Consider the following 19023-nt stretch of genomic DNA (forward strand, 5'->3'; position numbering starts at 1 on the left):
CGACGAGGCGGGCTCCACGCGGCACGCGCGCGCCAGACGCCGCCCGCCGGCGTGCGCTGGTGTGCGGCGGCGCGCGATGGCGTCCACGCGTCCACGCGGAAGCTCCGCGGCTCGCAACGCGCTAGCCAAGCTCGCCCACTGGTCGTATCACGGAAGGGATGGGGCGCAGTGGAGCGGAGGACATCGACCGGCTTCGACGGGACATCGACCGAGCGCTTGCCGACAGGCTCGACGCGGACAGGGTCCTCCCGTTGCTCGCCCGCCTGGCCCGCGCGACGGCGCCCGGGAGCGAGCCGTGGATCTATGCGCACCGTCACCTCGCGGAGATGGGCGTCGAGCACGACCCGTGGCGCGCCGCGCTCTTCGCGCGCCGCGTGCTGCGGTTCCACGACGAGGATGACGGCGCCTGGGCGGTGCTCGGCCTGGCGCAGTCGCTGCTCGGCAACTACCGCTACGCCGCGCGCGCCTACGAGCGCGCGCTGGCCATCGCGCCCGACAACCCGTGGTACGCGCATAACCTCGGCCACCTCTACGACGTCGCCCTGAACCGCCCGCACGACGCCTTGCCGCTCCTGGCGCAGGCCACGGAGGCGCAGACGGGCGAGGCCGACATCGCGGCGAGCTACGCCCACGCGCTCGCCCGCTGCGGCAAGCTGGTCCTCGCCAAGAAGATCCTGAAGCGCGCCATCCGCCACGGGGCGACGGCCGACCAGATGGCGCTCTGGCGCTGGCTCGACGCGGGCGCGCCGACGAGCGGCGAGAGCAGGCCCGATCCCGAGCGGCCGGCCGACTCGAAGCGCAAGACCAAGCGGCGGCGAGCCCGCGAGCGCCAGAGCCTCGGCGACTAGCGGGTTGTCCCCCCAGGTCCGTCGCGCACGTGCGCGCCGGGGCCGCCAGGCGCGGATGCGCGCGCGGGCTCGGGCCTCCTCGTCACGCGCCCCCCCGGGCGCGGGGGCCCTCGCCGGTCGAGCTCGACCGCGATGCGCTGCGGCACGATCTGCTGGCAACGTCAATCGTGACGCAAGGCACGGGCGAGGTTGTGAGGATACGGGCTACCTCGTCTGGGCAACTACGGATGCCGTCGCCACAAGTGACGCGCAGGGTTGACGCGAAGCTTGACGCTGGGATGTCCGGTTAGCGATAAGCTGTGTTTCTCGACTGGTGCTGAACACGGATCCCCTTCGGGACATGGCACCCCGCGAGGAGACGACATGAGCGCAACGAGCATGCGAAGGACGGACGGGACGCGGGAGAGCGAGGCGCTCTCGGCGAGCGTCCTGCTCGCCTCGCGCGGCTCATCATCCTCCCACTCCGCGTATTTCGAGAGAGCTCGCAAGGTGATTCGCCGCGTCGCATCCTGGAGAACCGCGCTGCCCGCGCGAGGCGGGAGCGGGCTTACGATGGAGATGGCGCGATGAGCGAAGAGGCTCTGCGGCAGGAGATTGCGCGGCTCACGGAGCGCGTCGCGACGCTCGAGCAGCAGCTCGAGGAGCAGGAGCGCGCGGCGCGAGAGCGGTCCGCGCTGCTCGATCGGGCCGAGCGCGAGGCGCGCGAGCGCGCGGAGCAGCTGGCCCGCGCGGAGGAGGAGCTGCGACGCCAGGCGGGCATCTTCAAGCTGGTGCTCGACAGCATGGCCGACGGCGTCGCCGTGGTGGACGACAAGGGCGAGCTGCTGATGCGCAACCCGGCGGCGGAGCGCATGCTCGGCCGCGCGCCGTTCAACCTCGCCGCGTGCGACGGACCTGAGCCCGCGGACGCGACGCTGTTCTTCCCCGATCAGGCGACGCCCTGGCCGATGTCCGAGCACCCGCTCGCGCGCGCGCTGCGCGGCGAGACGGTCGATCAGATCGAGCTCTTCGCGAGGAAGCCCGCCGAGCCCGACGCGATCGTCCTCCGCCGTGGCGCGGGCGTGAGCGGCGCCGGCACGCCGACCCTCGCCCCCGCCTCGGGGGCGCAGGCGGACGACGCCGAGCCGCGATCGGTCCGGATGCCAGCGGTGTTCGCCGAGCCGCGCGTCGAGCAGGGGCCGCCGCCGGGGCTGTTCCTCACGGTCAGCGCCAGCCCGATGCGGGGCAAGGACGGGACGATCTCCGGCGCGGTCGCGGTCTTCCGCGACGCGACCGAGAAGAAGCGCCTCATCGAGGATCTCGAGGCGAAGAACCGCGACCTCGTCGAGAGCGAGAGCGCCAAGAGCGAGCTCGTCGAGCGGCTCCGCTACGCCATCGACGAGATCTCGACGCCGATCCTCGAGCTCTGGGACGACGTCCTCGCGCTGCCGATCATCGGCGTCGTCGACTCGCGCAGGAGCGCACAGATCATGGAGCGGCTGCTCGACGAGATCGTCCGTCGCCAGTCGCGCTACGTCATCATCGACGTCACGGGCGTCGAGGTGATCGACACGCGGACGGCCGATCATTTCATGAAGCTGATGAAGGCGGTCGAGCTGCTCGGCGCGCGCTGCCGCATCACCGGCGTCCGCCCCGCGGTCGCGCAGACGATGGTGGAGCTCGGCATCGATCTCGGCGCCGTGCGCGCCGCGCGCAACCTCAAGCACGCGCTGCGAGAGAGCCTCGCGCTCGCCGGGCAGAAGCCGACGCTCTCGTCCCTCATCGGCCGTCGCGGCGCCGCGAACGGCCGTGAGCAGCCGGCAGGACACCCGTTCACCCCCGGCGGCCCTGAGGCCGCCTTCGATCCGTCGGGCAGCGGTCCCATGACCAAGAACCAGCTGCAGCTCAGCGCGAGGAAGGAGACGTCCACTTGATGCAAGCGGGTAGGGTCCCCATCGTGGGCCTCTTCGGGAACTTAATCGTCTCGGTGCAGGGCGGGCTCACCGACGGCCAGGTGGAGCAGCTGCGCGACGACGTGACGGGGTCGATCGAGTCCCGATCGCCTCGCGGTCTCATCGTCGACCTCTCCGGTGTCGAGATTCTCGACAGCTATCTCACCCGCGCCATCCGTGACATCGCGCTCACCGCCAGGCTGATGGGCGTCCGGACGGCGGTGTGCGGCCTGCGCCCCGCGGTGGCGATCGCCCTCGTGGAGATGGATCTCGAGATCCCCGGCGTCGTGACGGCGCTCAACCTGGAGCGCGCCGTCGAGATGCTCGCGCCGTCCGCCGAGGACGACCTGGTGCCTCCGGAGCTCACGAACGAGGTGTCGCATGAAGATGCCTCCTCGTGACGGACCGCCCTCCAGCGGCGGCGCCACGGGGCCGCCGTCGAGCCGGTCCCCCGGACCGCTCTCGACGCGCATGCCGGGTTCTCCGTCGTCGGCGCGAGGCGCTCTGTCGCCCACACCGCAGCTCGTCGGTCGGTCGATCACCGATCAGATCGAGACGGTGCTGGCGCAGTTCCTCTCGCCCGCGGTGAGGAAGAGCGTGATCGACTGCGGCATTCGTCAGGCGAGGGTCGATCCGCTCTACGCGCGCGAGGGCGATCTCCGGCGGTTGCTCGTCGAGGTCAAGCGCGGGGTGAAGCTGTTCGTCCGCGACCAGGCGCAGCTCGATCGGTGCATCACCGAGCTCGGCGAGCTCGATCACGCGGCGCCTGCGCCGCGCGAGATCACCATCGAGGTGCGCAACGAGGAGGACGTGCTGCGCGCGCGGTCTGCGGGCCGCGAGCTCTGCATCGAGCACCTCGTCAGCGATGTCCTGCAGACGAAGATCGTCACGGCGATCTCCGAGCTCGGGCGCAACATCGTCCGGTACGCCGGCAACGGGCAGGTCATCGTCCGGTCGCTCACCTCGCCGATGCGCGCGATCGAGATCGTCGCGCAGGACCACGGTCCCGGGATCTCGAACCTGCAGGAGATCCTGAGCGGCAAGTACCGCTCGCGCCACGGCATGGGCGCGGGGCTCCGTGGCACGAAGGCGCTGATGGACGCGTTCGACGTCAAGACCGCCCCCGGCGCGGGGACGACCGTCACGGTCAGGAAGTATCTCGGATGACGGTCGCGATCGGGACGGCCTGCTGCATCGCCGCCGGCGAGGAGATCGCCGGCGACGAGGCGGTGGTGGTCCGACAGCCTCCCTGGGTGCTCATCGGCCTCGCGGACGGGCTCGGGCACGGGCCTCACGCGGCGCAGGCGGCGTCCGCCTTCTGTCGTTATGTGGAGGAGCACGCGTCGATGCCGCTCGAGGAGCTCCTGCTCGGGGCCGGCGAGCACATCGCGTCGACGCGCGGCGCCGCGGCGGCGCTCTTGCGCATCGACGAGAGCGCGGGCGAGCTCGAGTTCTCCGGCGTCGGCAACATCGCGATGAAGGCGATCTCGCGGACGGCCATGCCGATCTTCTGCTCCGCCGGGATCCTCGGGCGGCGCGTGCGTCGGCTCCGGAGCTTTCGCTTCCCCATGTCGCCTGGCGACGTCGTCTTGCTGCACTCGGACGGCGTCGCCAGCGGCTTCGATCTCGCGGCCTTCCGCGATCTCGATCCGGAGCAGATGGCGCGCAAGATCGTCGAGACCCACAAGAAGTCGTTCGACGACGCGACGTGCGTCGTCGCCATGCTCCGCGACAGGACCCCGGCGTGACGCAGAGGATCCCGCCCGTGTTCAGCATCCCCGTCACGCGCGAGGAGGACCGCTTCGCCTGCGCCGCGGAGGGCGCGCACATCGCGCGCTGGGCGGGGCTCTCGGAGCGCGCGCAGCACGAGCTCGCGATCGCGATCGCCGAGCTCGTGTCCAACGCCGTGCGCCACGGCGGGGGTGGCAGCATCAACATCCGCGCGATCCGCGAGGACCAGCAGGCAGGGGGCGGCCGGTGGGGCGTCGAGGTGATCGTGCGCGACTCGGGCCCGGGCCTGGACCCGAAGCTGGCGATGCTGGAAGAGGTTGGGCCGAAGAGCGATCGTAGCCCGTCCTCGTCGTCCGGCGCCCGGCTCGTGCCGAGGATGCCCGGTCAGGGGCTCGGGCTCGGGCTCGGCGCCGTGCACCGGCTGATGAGCTCCGTCGTCATCCGCTCGTCGCCCGGCATCAGCACCGAGATCATCGCCATCAAGTGGAAGTAGGCGTCCGGTCGCGCGGCGCGCGCCGTGACCCCGCGCCGCCGGCGAGCCCCGCGCGTGCGCGCGGCGCGGGGTCACGGGGCGAACGGGCTGCTAGTTCAGCTCTTTCTCGGTCCGCTCGTTCTGCTCGGCCTCGAGAAACGTCGCGGTGATCTCGCGCTCGAGCGCGAGGTTGATCTCGCGGTCGAGCGCCTCGATGCTCCCCGCGAGGCGCGCGACGTTCAACGCGTAGACGAACACCCGCGAGCACGGGTGGGCCTCGGCGCTGCCGCGCAGGCCCCGCTCGCGCTCATCGGCGTTGAGGCCGTCCAGGAGGACCAGCGCGCGGGGGTCGACGCCCTCGGCCACGAGCTCCATCCCTGGCACGTCGGAGATGTAGAGCTCCGCGCCGTCGACGTAGCGCCGCAGCACGGGGTTGAGCGCGGCGATCGTCTTCTGGGCCAGCGCCATGAAGCCGTCCCGGCTCGGCGCCCAGGGGGGCATGCCGAGCTCCACATCGAGCTCGCGCGAGCGCAGAAAGGCCTGGGTCGCCCCCCGGACGTCGCCCCGCTCATCGCGGATGAGCCCGAGGTAGTAGTGGGCCTCGGCGTGCCGCGGATCCTTCTGCGCGGCCTCCTCGATGAGCGCCGCCGCCTTGTCGGCCTGGCCGATCTCATAGAAGGCGCGACCCACCAGGAAGGTGTGGTTCGGGTTGTCGTAGGGGCCCTCGGGGATCCTGGCGGCGACCTGGGCGGCCTCGTCGAGGTCGCCCTTGCCGAGGAGCGCGTCGAACTTGAGGAGGAGCGCGTCGATGATCTCCTCGTCGACCTCGGCCAGGTCGAGCGCCTGGTCGCACATCTCGATCGCCTGGTCGTAGTCGCCGAGCGGGTGGATGTACACCTCCGCGGCGTTGAGCATCGCCTCCAGGTACGTGTCGTCGAGGGCGATGGCCTGGCGATAGGCCTCGATGGCCTCCTCGCCCTCGCCCTCGAGGGCGGCGACGAAGCCGAGCAGGTTGTGGGCCTCCGGCGAGTTTGGATCGAGCTCGAGCGCCCGCCGGGCCGACGCCTCCGCTCCGCGCGTATCCCCGCGCTGGACGAGATCCCACCCGCGATCGAGATGCGCCGAGAACTGGTCCATGGCGGCTCCAACAAGTGTGCGAAGGGGGCCCCCGAGTCAAGAGGGAGCCCCCTCAAAGCGATCGGCCAGGCTGTTCCAGTCCCGTCCGACCCCGGAAATCCCGCGATCCCGCCGGCGGGTCAGGGCAGGCGCTCGCCCGCCGGCGCGCCCGGGTGAGGGAGGGCTCGCTCGCTCGTGGGATGCGCGATGGAGAGATCGCTCGCTGGTGGTGGGAGCGCGACGGCGCGGTCGCTCGCTGGTGGTGGGAGCGCGACGGCGCGGTCGCTCACTCGTGGATGGAGATGAGCGTGCCGCGGTTCTCGCTCGTCGCCCAGACCCCGTGCCAGCCGCGGGGCAGCTTGGGCTCGCTCCAGAAGAAGAGCTTCTTCGCGTCGAGCGGCGAGAGGTTCACGCAGCCGTGGCTCCTCTCGCGGCCGAAGTCCGAGTGCCAGAAGGCGCCGTGGACCGCGTACGAGCCGTCGTAATACGCGACGTACGGCACGTCCTCGATGCTGTACGGCAGATCGCCCGCAACCGTCCCGTCGCCGTCCATCGTGGTCGCGATGTGCTTCTCGCGGATACGGAACACGCCGGTGAGCGTCGGGTGATCCTTCTTCTTGTTCTTCGAGCGCCGCCCCGGAGAGATGAGCGCCGCGTAGACGGGCCTGTCGCCCTCGACGGCGACCAGCGTCTTGCGCGACAGGTTGATGTCGATCCACTTCTCGCCCGGCGCGAGGTCCGGCGGCGGCGCGCCGAGTGCGGTGTAGGTCCCGTCGGTGCCCTTCATCCACCAGCCCTCGATGGTCTTCCGGTAGTTGGTGCCCTTGTGCTTGTGCACCTCGCCCGTGAGGCCGAACGCCGCGAAGCGCTCGAGCTTGCCGGCGACGACGGAGACCGACTTCATGTCGGCGTCGAACTGGTACTTGCTCGCCGACTTCTTGAGGATGAAGCCGACCGACTCCGCGCCCTCGGGGAAGTCGATGCCCTGCGAGGTGGGCGGCTTGATGATGTACATGCGGTCGCTCGGCGCGACCAGGCCCGCGGTCGTCTTGTACCAGCTGCGACCGTTCCAGCCGAAGGTCCTGTCGACCGCGACGAAGAAGCCCTTCACCATCCGCTTCGCGATCGTCGAGTCGGCGTCCTTGTCGAGATCGGCGAGCGTGACGTTGATCGGCTTGCCCTTCTCGTCGACGTTCTCCCACCAGGGCTTCTCGGGCTCCTCCTCGACCGGCGCCGGATCGAGGATGCCGAGCGACGCCGCCGCGGCGACGGCCGCCGCCTTGTCCTCCGCCGCCGCCGCCTCCCCGGCGACCGCGGCCACCGCCGAGGCGGGGGCCTCGCCGGTGACCGCAGAGGCGCTCGCGGCGCCCTCGGCGCTCGCCGCGGGGCGCGCGGCGGCCGCGGCGGCGACCTCCTTCTCGGCCTGCTCGTAGAACTCCTCGGCGCGCCGCTTCTCCTCTTCCTTCTTCTTGCGCTTCGAGGACTCGAGGTACGGCTCGTAGCGCGCCATCTCGTCCTTCGAGGGGACGGAGCGGTAGAGCGGCGTGCCGTGCGTCGTGTTGAACGCGTACTTGTAAGGCAGCACGTCGTCGAGGCTCGGGGGCGTGATGCCGAGGCGGACGTGCGGGTGCTTCATGTCGGTCGTGCCCGATCGCCCGCAGACGTAGCCGCCGTCGAGGAGGCGGTACCAGCCCTTGGCGCAGCTCCCGCCCTTGATCGGGGTCGGATCGACCGGGACCTTGCCGCCGAGGCGGATGTAGCCGAGCCGCTCCTTGGAGAACTCCATCTTCGCGTAGACGTTCGCCACCGGCGTGATCGCGCCGAGCAGCGGCCCCGTGTACGGCTCCTCGGGAGCGGGCGGCTCCGGCTCCGGCTCCGCGGACGGCGCGGCGCTCGGAGCGGGCTCGGCGGACGCGGTCACGCGCGCGGAGGACGTCGGCGTCGGGCGGGGCAGGGACGTCCGCGCGGGCGGCTCGCCCTCGGTCGACGGGCCGGGCGGCGCCTCGCCCTGGCAGCCGCTCGCCCACGCCGCGGTGCCCGCGAAGGTGGCCGCGGCGATGAACCCGAGCGCGCTGGAGGCGAACGACGCGCGCCGGGCATCGCCCTCGGAGCGGCCGGCGCCCGGCGCAGGTTGCAGCTTCCGCGCATCGCCGGTGCGGACGTTGCCGCTCCTGTGCGATGGCGATCGTGCGAGGTCCTTCTGCCCGGAAGGGCGGGGCGCCTGAGAGCGGTTCATCGCATCCACAGCGTTGGGCGAGGACCGGCGTGCCGGCTCCTCGCGGTCTCTTGAGCCGCCCGTAGGGTCGGGTCGGCCCGGCGGTCTTAGTACCTGGTCGCTCATGTGTCGATCCACTTCTCTGCGGGGCGCGGTCTCGGCGGTTCGCGGCGGTGGGTGGCGTCGCAGGCGCTGTCCGCCGTGCCCACATCCCGGTCGCCATTGGCGATCGGCGGCCGGCCATCGGCGCTCCGCCTGCCGGCATCCGCCTTCCGCCTTTCGCCTTCCGCCTTTCGCTTTTCGCCTTCCCCTGAGCGAAGGTCGTGCCACGCCGCGGCGCCGCGCCGTGTGACGCGGATGGCCGACTTTGCAGCATGGATGCCGTTCGGACGGCTGCTGCTAGGGTACCGCCGTGGCGGAACGGACTCCGTGGCGTGGCTTGAACAACACGACGGCGCCTCGGCGCATGGATCGCCCCCCCGGGCCCCTCCCGTTTCTTCGCGCCGCGTCACAGCGCGCGCTGGCGACCGCGCTGGCCGTCGCGTTGCTCCTGCACCTGCCCCTGCTCCCGACCCCGCTGTTCGCGTGGCTCGACGCGATGTTTTCGCTGCAAGGTGAGCTGGCCGACTACGACGCGGGCGAGACGATCGTTCCGATCGATCTCGACCTGCTCGCGGACGATCCCAGCGCGGTCGCGGCAGCGCCGTCCGCGAACGGAGCCGAGGTGCCATCCGGAGCCGGCGCCCAGGCGCCCACGACACCGCCGCCGGCTGCGCCTCCTCCCGCGCCGTCGGCGAGCGCCGCGGCCAAGGCTCCGGACGCGGGCGCCCCGGACGCGGGCCGCAAGCCGCCGGGCGATGCGGGACCGGACGCGTCCGGGAAGGGGGGCGCGGGCGACGGCGACGACCAGCCGAAGCTGCGCGATCCGCTGAGCGTCGCAGGGGCGCCGGGCAAGCTCGCGTCGAAGGACCCCAACGTGCAGGTGCTCATCGCCGGCGACCGGCTGCGCAGCCACGCGCTCGGCGAGTGGTTCGGCCGGATCCTGACGAGCATCCCCCAGTGGCAGTCCTTCTTCAGGGACACCAGCGTCGACCCGATCCGGGACATCGACCACCTCCTCATCGCCGGGCCGCAGCTCCGCGACTCCAGCAAGGTCGTCGCCGTGATGGACCATCGGGCTCCCACCGAGGTCATGCGCGCCGCGATCGACGTCCTCGTGGAGCGGACGAACGGGTCGTGGATCGAGGACGCCCCCGTCCCCGCCGCCCGGGCCACCGCGGATCGCAACCCGCGCCTCTTCGCGATGGTGCCGGACAGGCGGTTGCTCGTCGTCCTTCCTGCTGATGAAGAAGATCAGCTGTCGAAGTTGAAGGCAATGAAATCCTTCAACAAATCATCGCAGGCTGGCATCGTGATCTCCCTGCTCACGCCGGCGAACGCCTTCCGCGGGGTGTACGCGCTGCCGCGCAGCCTCGCGTGGATGCGGCTCACGGTCACGCCGACCCGGGATGGCGGTGCGGATCTGGCGCTCACGGCGGGCGACGGATCCCCAGAAGAAGCGCGGGATCACGCGCGAGAGCTCACGCAAACCTTGAATGCGATCCGGACCCTCGATCTGGGGTTCACCAGGATCGAGGCGCTGGATGAGGTCACCTTCAACGCCGACGGGAAGGTCATCTGGGCGAGGCTCCACGTCACGAACAGGCAGCTCAAGCTGATCATGGGCTTCGTGGAGCAGGCGCTGCGGGACCAGAGCGCAGCGCAACGGAAGTAGCGGAACGGTGTGGGCGCGGCCGCACGGGCGGTGGACCCTGCGGCGCCTTGTGGCAGGGCGCTCTGGGAGCTCACCGGAGGGGCCGAGGTGCAGGCGAGCCACAAAAATGGGCTCGCCGGGACGCAAGCCCTGGAGGTGAGCCTCCAGAGCGCCCTGCCACAAGGCGCCTGCCCGCGCGGAACACTAGCCAAAGGGGCGGCGTTCAGTTATCCGACCTGCCCGCGCCGATGACGCCCGATCACTCTCCGCACGCCGTGCTCGATGAGCTTGCCGGACACCCCCACGGCGACGACCTCGCGCGGGTCGTCCACACGGCGGCGTTCGCCGCCGCGGACGAGCGGCGGACGACGCTCGCCGCCGGCATCGCGGAGCTCGTGGACCGGGCGGGGCTGTCGGCCGCCGACGCCGAGACCCGGTTCGGGAACGTCATCCGCGCGCTCGAGCGCGGGACCAGCGAGGGCGCGGGGAGCGCGACCCGCGTGCTCCTGGCCACGCTCCTCGCGCGCGGGGTCGCGCTCTCGCCGCCCGAGGGGCCGGAGGCGGAGGGGCGCGTGGCCGAGGCGCTCGTCTGGCTCTCGACCTACACGTCCGTCGACGCGCTGATCGCGCTGGACGCCGCGCTGGGCGAGCGCGCCGCGGGGCTCTGGCGCGCGATCGCCGCGCTCGTGCGGCGCGCCGACCAGGGCGCGCTGCCGGAGCTCGGGCGCGCGGGCGCGATCCTCGCGGCGGCGGCGCTGCGCGGGAGCACGTCGCCGGACGCGCGCGCCGAGGCCGCGGCGCTGGTCGACGAGGTGCGCGATCCCATCGTGCGCTCGCTGCTCCGCGACGCGGTGTCGCCCGGCAGGCGGCCGAGCCGCGCGCCGGGCGCCGCGGCCGGCGGCGGCGAGGGCGCGGGGGCGAGCGGCGGCGCGCCGTGGGCGGCCGGCGGCGCGGATCGCGACGCCGGGGATCCGGCGCGGCTCGCCGGCGAGCTCGCGCCGCCGCCGCGCGGGCCGGTGCAGCTCGTGCTGCTGGCGGCGACGGGGATCCTGCTCGTGATCCACCTCGTCCGGCTCGCGGGGCGGGGCCTGCTGCGGTACCGCCGGCCGGCCGCGCTGGAGATCAGCCCGAGGGGCGTGATCGTCCGGAGCCGGACCGAGCTGTTTGGCCGGGCGCTGCGGGAGCAGGAGACGTACATCCCGGTCGAGGCGCTCCTCCGGGCCACGCGCGAGGTGCGTTACCCGCGGCTCGGCCTCTACGCGGGGCTCGTCGCGCTGGGGCTGGGGACGTATCTCGGCGTGTCGCTGCTCGTCGACGGTGCGCGGGCGGGCTCGCCGGAGCTGCTCGGCATGGGCGCGCTCGTCTTCGCCGTCGGCGCGGCGCTCGACTTCGGGCTGTCCCACCTCGAGACGGCGACCCGGGGCCGCTGCCGTGTGGTCCTCGTCCCGCGGAAGGGGCCGTCCGTCGCGCTCGCCGGGATCGACCGCGCGGCCGCGGACCTCGCGCTGGGCAGGCTGCCTCGCGCCTGAAACTTGGCCTGAGCGCGCCCTCTCCGCTAGGCCGATCGGGCGAGGTGATGGCGATGCGCTCGAAGACCGAGACGGTGGCGGGGCTCAGGCGGATGTTGAACGAGATGCTGGCTGCGCGGGAGCGCGGGGAGAGCGCTCCTCGCCTCTCGCGCACGCAGGGATACATGGACGGCTACATGCGCGCGCTGCTCGACAGCGGCCAGGTGACCCGGCAAGAGCTGCTGGAGATCGTGGCCGTGGAGCGCGCGCGCGTGAGCGGCCCGGCGACGGCGGAGATCCACCCTGCGTCCCTGAGCGCCTGAGGGCGCGCTCGTCCCCCAGGTTCGACCCTGGATCCACGAGATAAAGGAACCGCAGAGGACACAAAGGTCTTTTTCTCTCTCCTCTGCGCCCACTGCGCCTCTGCGGTTCAACCTCTTCCCTCCTCACGAGACCAGGGAACGGCTCGGGGGACAGCGCGCTAGGGCTCGACGATCGCCACGTCTCCTTCCGCGGTCCGCCCGCCGACGCGCCACCAGTTCGCGATCAGGATCCGCCCGTCCACCTCGAGGATCCGCGAGAACGCGCCCGCGAACCCCTCCTGCTCGATCTCCCGCACGCGCCAGCTGTGGCCGTCGCCGCTCTTCGCCCCGATCGCGAGCCGCAGCGTCCCGCTCGTCGCGTCCTGGTAGCTGATGCGCACCTCTCCGGCCGCCGTGACGACCACGTTCGCGTCGTCGCCGACGAGGTGCTGCCCGTCCTCGAAGGGGACTCCGTCGATCCCGAGCCCATCGTCCACCACCTCGGACGGCACCACCTCGGTGCCGCCCTTCACCCGCGCGTAGCGCAACCCCTCCGAGAGGCCGTCCGCATAGGCGAGGTGCCAGTCTCCCGCGCGATCGATGAACAGCGACGTCCCGATGCCGACGTCGCCGGTGTCCGTCCCGTCCGGCGTCGCCCCGTCCACGACCCGGGTCTCCCATTGCCCCATCGACCTGGCCGCGATCATCACGTTGCCGCGGACGCGATCGTAGAACGCGAGGCCGAACCCGCCCGAGCCGTCCGGCGCCATCGTGATGTAGTCGCCGATCGCCTCGGGGTAGGTGTCGAGCCGGCTCCCGTCGGAGATCGCCGCGCACACCGGGGAGCCGCCCTCGTCGATGCACGCCTGCCCGGAGCCGCAGCCCGGCTGGCAGTCGCCGCTGGCGAGGGGCTCGGTGCACCGCCCCGTCGTCCGGATGCACCGCGCCCCCGCGCCGCAAAGGAACGCGCGACACGGCGTCGCCTCGTCCTTCGCCACGTCCTCGAACCGCCACGCGCCCTCCTCGGGCGTGGCGCTCTCTCCGGTCGCGAGCCGGACGCTCGACGTGACCGCGCCGTCGTCGCCCGGCTCGATCGCCAGGTAGGCGATGACAGGCACGCCGTTCACGAACAGGAGCTTCGCATAGCGGCCGATGTCGCTGTTCGGCGCCCGCTGCACCGAGCTCACCACCCAGGCGTCGCCCTGCCGCTGCGCGAACTTGAGCCCGCGGTTCGTCCGGTCGTAGTAGGCCACCGCGGGCTCGCCGTCCGGGCCGATCGCGATCGAAGTCCAGAGGCCGACGTCGTCGCCGGGCTCGGTCTGGCCCCCGCGGAACCCCTCCACGTCGAACCGGGTCGCGTCCACGGCGGGCTCCGCGGGCACCCCGTCGATCGCCTCCCATGCGACCGACGCGCCGTCCCACGTGCCGACCACGAGATCGCCCCACTGGAACGCGTTGCGCCAGTCGGCCTCCGCGTAGCCCGCGACCCACACGGTGCGCTTGTCGGCGGCGACCGCGGCCGACGTGTAGGCGCCGATGAGCCCGTGCTCCAGGGTCGTGCAATCGGGCGCGACGCACCCCGCCTCCACGGTCGTCGGCTCGTCGCCGCACGAGCAGCCCGCGTGCGCGCCGAAGAGCGCGATCACGGCGGCGCCGGCCAGGGCGCCCCGCCCCCATCGGCCGAGCGCGCGGGGAGGGGGGGCGCCCTGGACGCCGCCGCGCTCGCCCTGGACGCCCCTGCGCCGTGCCAGCCGCACGGCGGCCGCGACCGCAGCGAGGCCGAGCCAGAGGCCGCTCGACGGGCCGTCGCTCGGACCGCCGGCCACGGCGCAGCCGCAGCCGGCCGACGGATCGATCGGGACCCGCCCGCGGAGGATCGCCTGCCGCGCCGTGCCCAGGTTGCCTTCCTCGTCCACCGCCTCGACCTCGATGTCGACGGCGTCGCCGACCTCGACCGCCGTCATCTCCGCCGCCGTCGCCCAGGGCGACCACGCCCCGCCGTCGAGCCGCACGCGCACCTTCGCGCGCTCCGCGTCCGACACCCGGTCGCGCACCTCGAGCGGCACCCGGCCGTCCACCTCGGCGCCGATCGCGATGATCGGCGGATCGACGTCGACCACCATCTCCACGGTCGCCGGCGTGGGATCGAGCGACAGGGGAGCGCCCGCGATGCGCGACCGCGCCGAGATCACGTGGCGCCCCGGGAGCCGCAGCCAGTCGTCGCGCAGGTCGACGATGCGCTGGCGCGTGAACGGGCGCCACGCGCCGCTGTCGATGCGATACGAGTACTCGATGATCCGGGTGCCGTCGTCGAGCGGCGAGCTCATCACGAGCCGCGCCGTCGGCCCGTTGTCGCGGGTCATGGTCGAGAGCCGGAGCCCCTCGGCCTGCACCTCCTTGTGGCTCAGCTCCGCCTGCGTCTCGCTCCGCGGCGACCGCTGCTGCGCCGTCACGTCGAAGGCGGCGAAGATGCCGAGGTAATTGTCCTGCCCCTTGGTGAGCTTCCGCAGGCCAGGGGAGCCCGCGCCCGACGCCGACTCGGGGAGGATCAGCGAGAGCCCGAGCCCCGACAGCGGCCCGTCGAGGTCGATCGAGGGCAGCCCGCTCCCGATGAGCTGGCCGACCTGACCGCTGAGGAGGGCGCCCAGCGCCTCCGCGATGGACTCCGGGCTCTCCCGCAGCAGCCCGTTGTTCGTCACCCGGCCGTTCGCGACCCGGATCGTCTCGATGACGGGCGTGAGCCCCTCGGGCGTGACCGCGAGGTTCATGGGCACGTCGAGATCGAACGTCGCCGTCATGAACCGGGTGAACCGATCGAGCGACCAGACATAGAAATCGAAGCTCGCCCGATCGAGCTGGACGCGGATCAGCGGATCGTCGCTGGCGCTCGTGCCGTTGCCGAACGTCACCCGGGGCGGCTCCTGTGGACGGATGACGAGCGCGATCTGCTGCGACTCGCGCTGGAGCGTGAGGTCTCTCACGGACCCGGCCAGGAGGCCCAGCGTGCCCGAGTTGAGCAGCGGCACCGTATCCGTGGAGACCCCGAGACAGAGCAAGCCGCTGCTGTAAACGCCGTTCAAGGCGTAATTCGCGAATCGCTCGGAGATCGCGATGCCGATGTGGGGGCCGGGGAGGTCGCCAGGCCAGCCTGGGGCGGTGTTGGCGACGAGCTCATCAGGAATCGGGATGCTCGTCGGCAACGGCATGTCGGAGAGCGGCACGCACCCCGACGTCGGCAGCGGCTCGACGCCGCCGTAGAGGCCGAGGGTGAGCCCGCCGTCCACGGGGTTGAGATCGCCAAAGGCGAGATCGGAGCCGTCATCTCGCGTGCTCGCGCCGCCGCCCGCGAGCAGGAGGTTGAAGCCGCCCGTCGTGCCGGGGGAGATGCTCGCGAGCAGCCGGCCCAGATCGAGGTGCCCCTCGACGCCGAGCAGGATCGAGGCGCACTCGTCGCTCGACTGCGTGCCGTAGCGGCAGACGCCCCCGATGTCGTTGGTGCCGTCAGGGCAGGCCGGGTCCTGGGTCGGATCGGCCTTCTGGCAGAGCTGCTGGTCGAGCTGGGCCTTCAGCGTGCTGGACATGGAGCCGATGACGGTGGTGAGGATCGGCTTCACGAAGTCCAAGGCATCGCCCACCCAGCTGCCGCCGCAGTGGAGGTGAAGGCTCGACGCGAGCCGATCCTCGTCGATGGATAGCCGGACGACCTTGACGCGCGAGTAGCCCTGCCGCGCGTGCTGCGGGTTCACGTCGATCTCGATCGAGAGATCGACCTCGACGTCGATGTTCGTGAAGGTCTGCTCCTCGGGCGGGCACGCGTCGTTGCCATTGACGGTGGCGTACTGGGTGCTCTCACCCAGGAGGCCGCCGTCCAGGAAGATGGGCAGGCGCTGCAGCCGGACCGGGAGCGGCCCCCGGATGCGCAGGTGGTGCGGCGCCGTGGGATCGATCTGCAGCGCTGCGCGCGCCACGTCGATCTCGGCCACGCACGCCGGGGGGGTCGCCCCCGGATCGGCGCCGTCGGGACAGATGACGTAATCGATGAGCCCGCCGAGCACGGAGCCCGGCGATCTCGGGATAGAGAAGGTGACGATCCCCCCGTCCCCGCCGCCGAGCAGCGCGCGCCCGAGGACTCCCAGGTTCTGCTCCAGGAACTCGATGCCCGACCGCGTGAGCCGGGCCGCGCCTGCGTTCTCGATGCGATCCGCGGGCTTGAAGCCCGCGGGCAAAGGGGTCATTCCACAGCCGGCGCACCCGCCGCCCGAAGCGGCGCACCCGGCGATGACGAGGAGAACCGCGACGGCGGCGAGATGCTTGATGACGCGGGGCATAAGGGACCCTCCCGAGGAGCACGACCCGCAGCGCAGGGCCCGCGACGAGCGGGCGTCGCAACGCCACGGCAGATCGTACGCTGTCCGGAGAGCCGCCCGCAAGCGCTACTGCGGACAGAGACCCGTGATCTTCACCGCGCTCGCGGCGTATTCGCCGCCGAGCGCAAAGGCGTCTGCGCATTCGGCCGTCGCAGCCGAATTTGTCGCGCTGCACCAGTCGCCCTTCAGCACGATCTGGCCGTTCTCGTCCCGCTTGCAGGTATTGGGCGTCTCACCGCTACCGTATTCTCCGATATTGCCCGAGAGCACGACACAGAGGCTCTGGTTGACGTCGGGGACGATCACCTTGTCGACCTCCTCCAGCGTGATGAAGGCGGCGAGCTTCCCGCCGTTGATGAACGCGGGGTGTTCCTCGTCGGGGAGGCACAGGTTCTGCGGGTCCAGCGCGTCGTTGCGGCGTCCGATGCAGTTGTTGTCGGCCGACACCGCCGCGTCGGAGAGCTTCACCTGGTGCAGCGGCAGGATGATCGGCGCCGAGCCCGCATCCAGGAAGATCGGGACGTTGAGGCTCTCGACCTCACCGGTCCACGCCCCGTCGGTCAAGGGGGCGTCGATCTCCGTGGGCGCGATCTCGAACTCGCCGACGGTCATGTTGGCGAAGCAATAGCCCTGGCGCGGGTCATCCGCGGGCAAGGCGCCGCCGGTGCGCAGCTTGCCGGTCATCGTGTCGAACTCGAGCAACCAGGAGAAGGTCCCTGTGCCATTCAGATAACACTGGGGCAACTTCATCGTTAAGCCCTCGGCGACGAGGTTGGCGACGAACCCGGTCGCGAGCACGTCGGGCTTCGTGATCGTGAGCTGCGCCATGCGCAGCCCGAACCGGGTCGCGCCCTGATTGTCGTGGACGGCAATGCAGTCCGAGGCGACGGCCGTGCACACGGCGTCGTGCAGATCGCAGTTCTCGCCCTGCCCACCGCTGGATCCGGGCGAGCTCGAGCTCGTCGCGCCGCCGTCGTCGCCTCCGCAGCCGGCGACCACGGCGGCGCTCGTCAGCGCGGACACACCTAGTACGTAAACACCATTCGCAAACCGCATCGGGGCCTCCTCGGGAGTTGAACGGACAACCGAGTATAGGCGACGGCGATGCATTGAACACGCGGGAGGGGCGACACCGCGCCGCGTCGTCAATGCATCATGTTCGGTTCGCCCGGTCGCGTCCGGCCGCGCGCCGCCCGGCGGACGCTCAGCGGCGCTCGTAGCGGTCGCCGAGCCGAGCGCCCACGGGGAGCGCGCGCAGAAGGCGAATCATCGTCCAGACCGTACCCGCCAGCTTGCGCAGCTTCGACGTGCCGACGCGCTCGTTGTACTCGATGGGCATCTCCACCACGCGATAACCGCACTTGGCGGGGAAGAGCAGCGTGTCGATGGGGAGCGCGTCCCCCTCACCATCGAAATCGAAGGCGCGGATCACCGAGCACCGGTAGGCGCGCATGCCGCTGTGGACGTCGCAGGTGGGGATGCCGTGCATCGCGTGCGCCATGGCCGCAAAGGCGCGGTTGGCGATGTAGTTCGGGACGGGCATGGCCGCGGGCCTCGCGCGGGTGCGGGCGCAGTTCACGACGTCGGCGCCCTCCTCCTCGACGAGCCGCCGGAGCTCCGCGATGTTCTCGGCGGGGTAGGTGAAGTCGCAATCGAGGTAGATGAGCAGCTCGCCCCGGGCGGCGGCGCTGTACATGAGCAGCTCCATGGCCGGGCCGTGCCCGCGCGGCGGCACCTGCCGGAGCACGCGCGCCCCGAGCCGCGCCGCGATCTCGGGGGTCCTGTCCCGCGTGGAGCTGTCGACGCAGAGGATCTCCGCGTCGGGCGCGACCTTCCTGATCTCGCCGATCATGGCGCCGATGCTTCCCTCTTCGTCCATCGTGAGCATGCCGACGGTGAGCCGCATGCGGCGGGGGCGCGGCGGCTTCCGCGCGACGATCACGTTCTGGAACGCGAGGAGGCCGGGCGCGCGCTCGGCAACGACGTCCTCCAGCGGGCGGACGAGCGCGTGGTAGGCCTTGTAGGGGAGCGAGCGGGCGAGATCGGTGGGGTCTCCGCCCGACCCGAGGCCGCGCAGGATGAGCTCCTTGGCGGCGCGGACGATCATCGGGTTCTGCGCGACGCGGAGCACCTCGAGCCCGGCGCGCTCGATGAGGCGGATCGCCGACGCGCGGGTGAAGAAGCGGAGGTGCGCGTCGTCCAGGATGCCGCTCGGCGCGTAGTCGAAGCGGCCGGCGAGCAGGCCGAGGCGCACCGGCCAGGCGGCGACGTTGGGTAGCGAGACGATGACGTGGCCGTCCTCCTCGAGGTGGGGCAGGAAGCGGCGGAGCACGGCGAGCGGGTCGGCCGTGTGCTCGAGGACGTCGGCGAACAGGAGCAGGTCGAAGCGCCGATCGCCGAGCGCGCCGCGCACGGCATCGTCGCTCGTGATGTCGGCGGCGACGACCTCGTCGAGCGCCGCGCCGGCGCGCGCGAGCGCGTCGGGCGCGATCTCGATCCCCGTCACGCGCGCGCCCGTGCGCCTGATGGCCGCCCCGTTGAGCCCGATCCCGCAGCCGACGTCGAGCACCGTGCGCGGCCGGCCCGCGGCGGCGACGAGCGCCCGGTTCACCTCCTCGACCACGTACTTGCGCCCGGCGGCGCCTCCTCGTGCGGCTGCGGCGCGGCCCGGTGAGCGGCCGCCGTGGCTGTCCTCGTCTTCGCGAGGGAGCGGTCCTCGCAGGGCTCCGTCCGCTCGTGCGCTGCCGGGGTCGGCGTTCACGCGCGGCTACTTAGCACGC

The 19023-nt window shown here is 72.0% G+C and carries 14 protein-coding genes; 9 read left to right on the forward strand and 5 right to left on the reverse strand.

What is annotated here, in order from left to right:
* Window positions 1–158 precede the first annotated feature (158 nt).
* The 6 genes from WMF31_RS20345 (at window position 159) to WMF31_RS20370 (ending at window position 5003) form a co-directional block, all read left to right on the forward strand.
* Complete coding sequence (locus WMF31_RS20345) at window positions 159–848, forward strand: hypothetical protein (protein ID WP_436603546.1); 690 nt, start codon at window positions 159–161, stop codon at window positions 846–848.
* A 566-nt stretch (window positions 849–1414) separates the two neighbouring features.
* Complete coding sequence (locus WMF31_RS20350; RefSeq protein ID WP_436603547.1) at window positions 1415–2761, forward strand: STAS domain-containing protein; 1347 nt, start codon at window positions 1415–1417, stop codon at window positions 2759–2761.
* Window positions 2761–3180 carry an STAS domain-containing protein gene (locus WMF31_RS20355; protein WP_129347883.1) on the forward strand — a complete coding sequence of 140 codons (420 nt, stop codon included), beginning with the start codon at window positions 2761–2763 and terminating at the stop codon, window positions 3178–3180. Before WMF31_RS20350 ends, WMF31_RS20355 begins: the two co-directional genes overlap by 1 nt.
* A 70-nt stretch (window positions 3181–3250) precedes the next feature.
* Window positions 3251–3946, forward strand: a complete 696-nt coding sequence (locus WMF31_RS20360) for an anti-sigma regulatory factor (protein ID WP_436603548.1) — start codon at window positions 3251–3253, stop codon at window positions 3944–3946.
* Complete coding sequence (locus WMF31_RS20365; protein WP_129347881.1) at window positions 3943–4527, forward strand: SpoIIE family protein phosphatase; 585 nt, start codon at window positions 3943–3945, stop codon at window positions 4525–4527. Before WMF31_RS20360 ends, WMF31_RS20365 begins: the two co-directional genes overlap by 4 nt.
* A 17-nt stretch (window positions 4528–4544) precedes the next feature.
* Entirely contained in the window at window positions 4545–5003 is a 459-nt protein-coding gene (locus tag WMF31_RS20370; RefSeq protein WP_242516259.1) for an ATP-binding protein, read from the forward strand.
* A gap of 90 nt (window positions 5004–5093) precedes the next feature.
* On the opposite strand, the gene WMF31_RS20375 is transcribed toward WMF31_RS20370, so the two are convergent.
* Complete coding sequence (locus tag WMF31_RS20375; RefSeq protein ID WP_436603549.1) at window positions 5094–6119, reverse strand: tetratricopeptide repeat protein; 1026 nt, start codon at window positions 6117–6119, stop codon at window positions 5094–5096.
* Between the two features lie 265 nt (window positions 6120–6384).
* Window positions 6385–8334, reverse strand: coding sequence for a L,D-transpeptidase (locus WMF31_RS20380; protein ID WP_436603550.1), 1950 nt, complete (start codon window positions 8332–8334; stop codon window positions 6385–6387).
* 391 nt (window positions 8335–8725) lie between these two features.
* Here WMF31_RS20380 and WMF31_RS20385 point away from each other — a divergent pair, with 391 nt between their 5' ends.
* From WMF31_RS20385 to WMF31_RS20395, 3 genes are all read left to right on the forward strand, one after another.
* Window positions 8726–10087 carry a hypothetical protein gene (locus tag WMF31_RS20385; protein ID WP_436603551.1) on the forward strand — a complete coding sequence of 454 codons (1362 nt, stop codon included), beginning with the start codon at window positions 8726–8728 and terminating at the stop codon, window positions 10085–10087.
* Window positions 10088–10314: 227 nt separating this feature from the next.
* Window positions 10315–11595 (forward strand): hypothetical protein, encoded by a 1281-nt coding sequence (locus WMF31_RS20390; protein WP_436603552.1) that lies wholly within the window; start codon window positions 10315–10317, stop codon window positions 11593–11595.
* Window positions 11596–11648: 53 nt separating this feature from the next.
* A complete protein-coding gene (locus WMF31_RS20395) occupies window positions 11649–11897 on the forward strand; it encodes a hypothetical protein (RefSeq protein ID WP_242516258.1) in 249 nt (82 codons plus the stop codon).
* A gap of 158 nt (window positions 11898–12055) precedes the next feature.
* Here the strand turns inward: WMF31_RS20395 and WMF31_RS20400 are convergent, their stop codons facing one another.
* The 3 genes from WMF31_RS20400 to WMF31_RS20410 form a co-directional block, all read right to left on the reverse strand.
* The gene (locus tag WMF31_RS20400) at window positions 12056–16204 is read right to left on the reverse strand and encodes an MYXO-CTERM sorting domain-containing protein (RefSeq protein ID WP_436603553.1); all 4149 of its coding nucleotides are present in this window, start codon (window positions 16202–16204) and stop codon (window positions 12056–12058) included.
* A 105-nt stretch (window positions 16205–16309) separates the two neighbouring features.
* On the reverse strand, window positions 16310–17299 hold the full coding sequence (locus WMF31_RS20405) for a hypothetical protein (protein ID WP_436603554.1): 990 nt from the start codon (window positions 17297–17299) through the stop codon (window positions 16310–16312).
* Between the two features lie 148 nt (window positions 17300–17447).
* Complete coding sequence (locus tag WMF31_RS20410; protein ID WP_436603555.1) at window positions 17448–19004, reverse strand: methyltransferase domain-containing protein; 1557 nt, start codon at window positions 19002–19004, stop codon at window positions 17448–17450.
* Window positions 19005–19023: the final 19 nt, after the last annotated feature.

The organism is Sorangium sp. So ce1036 (genome assembly GCF_051369805.1).
Classification (GTDB): domain Bacteria; phylum Myxococcota_A; class Polyangia; order Polyangiales; family Polyangiaceae; genus Sorangium; species Sorangium cellulosum_F.

Excerpts from the sequence above, each read along its gene's own strand:
- WMF31_RS20345 (WP_436603546.1), top strand. The coding sequence starts at position 159 with ATGGGGCGCAGTGGAGCGGAGGACATCGACCGGCTTCGACGGGACATC.
- WMF31_RS20350 (WP_436603547.1), top strand. The coding sequence starts at position 1,415 with ATGAGCGAAGAGGCTCTGCGGCAGGAGATTGCGCGGCTCACGGAGCGC.
- WMF31_RS20355 (WP_129347883.1), top strand. The coding sequence starts at position 2,761 with ATGCAAGCGGGTAGGGTCCCCATCGTGGGCCTCTTCGGGAACTTAATC.
- WMF31_RS20360 (WP_436603548.1), top strand. The coding sequence starts at position 3,251 with ATGCCGGGTTCTCCGTCGTCGGCGCGAGGCGCTCTGTCGCCCACACCG.
- WMF31_RS20365 (WP_129347881.1), top strand. The coding sequence starts at position 3,943 with ATGACGGTCGCGATCGGGACGGCCTGCTGCATCGCCGCCGGCGAGGAG.
- WMF31_RS20375 (WP_436603549.1), bottom strand. The coding sequence starts at position 6,119 with ATGGACCAGTTCTCGGCGCATCTCGATCGCGGGTGGGATCTCGTCCAG.
- WMF31_RS20380 (WP_436603550.1), bottom strand. The coding sequence starts at position 8,334 with ATGAACCGCTCTCAGGCGCCCCGCCCTTCCGGGCAGAAGGACCTCGCA.
- WMF31_RS20390 (WP_436603552.1), top strand. The coding sequence starts at position 10,315 with ATGACGCCCGATCACTCTCCGCACGCCGTGCTCGATGAGCTTGCCGGA.
- WMF31_RS20395 (WP_242516258.1), top strand. The coding sequence starts at position 11,649 with ATGCGCTCGAAGACCGAGACGGTGGCGGGGCTCAGGCGGATGTTGAAC.
- WMF31_RS20400 (WP_436603553.1), bottom strand. The coding sequence starts at position 16,204 with ATGCCCCGCGTCATCAAGCATCTCGCCGCCGTCGCGGTTCTCCTCGTC.
- WMF31_RS20405 (WP_436603554.1), bottom strand. The coding sequence starts at position 17,299 with ATGCGGTTTGCGAATGGTGTTTACGTACTAGGTGTGTCCGCGCTGACG.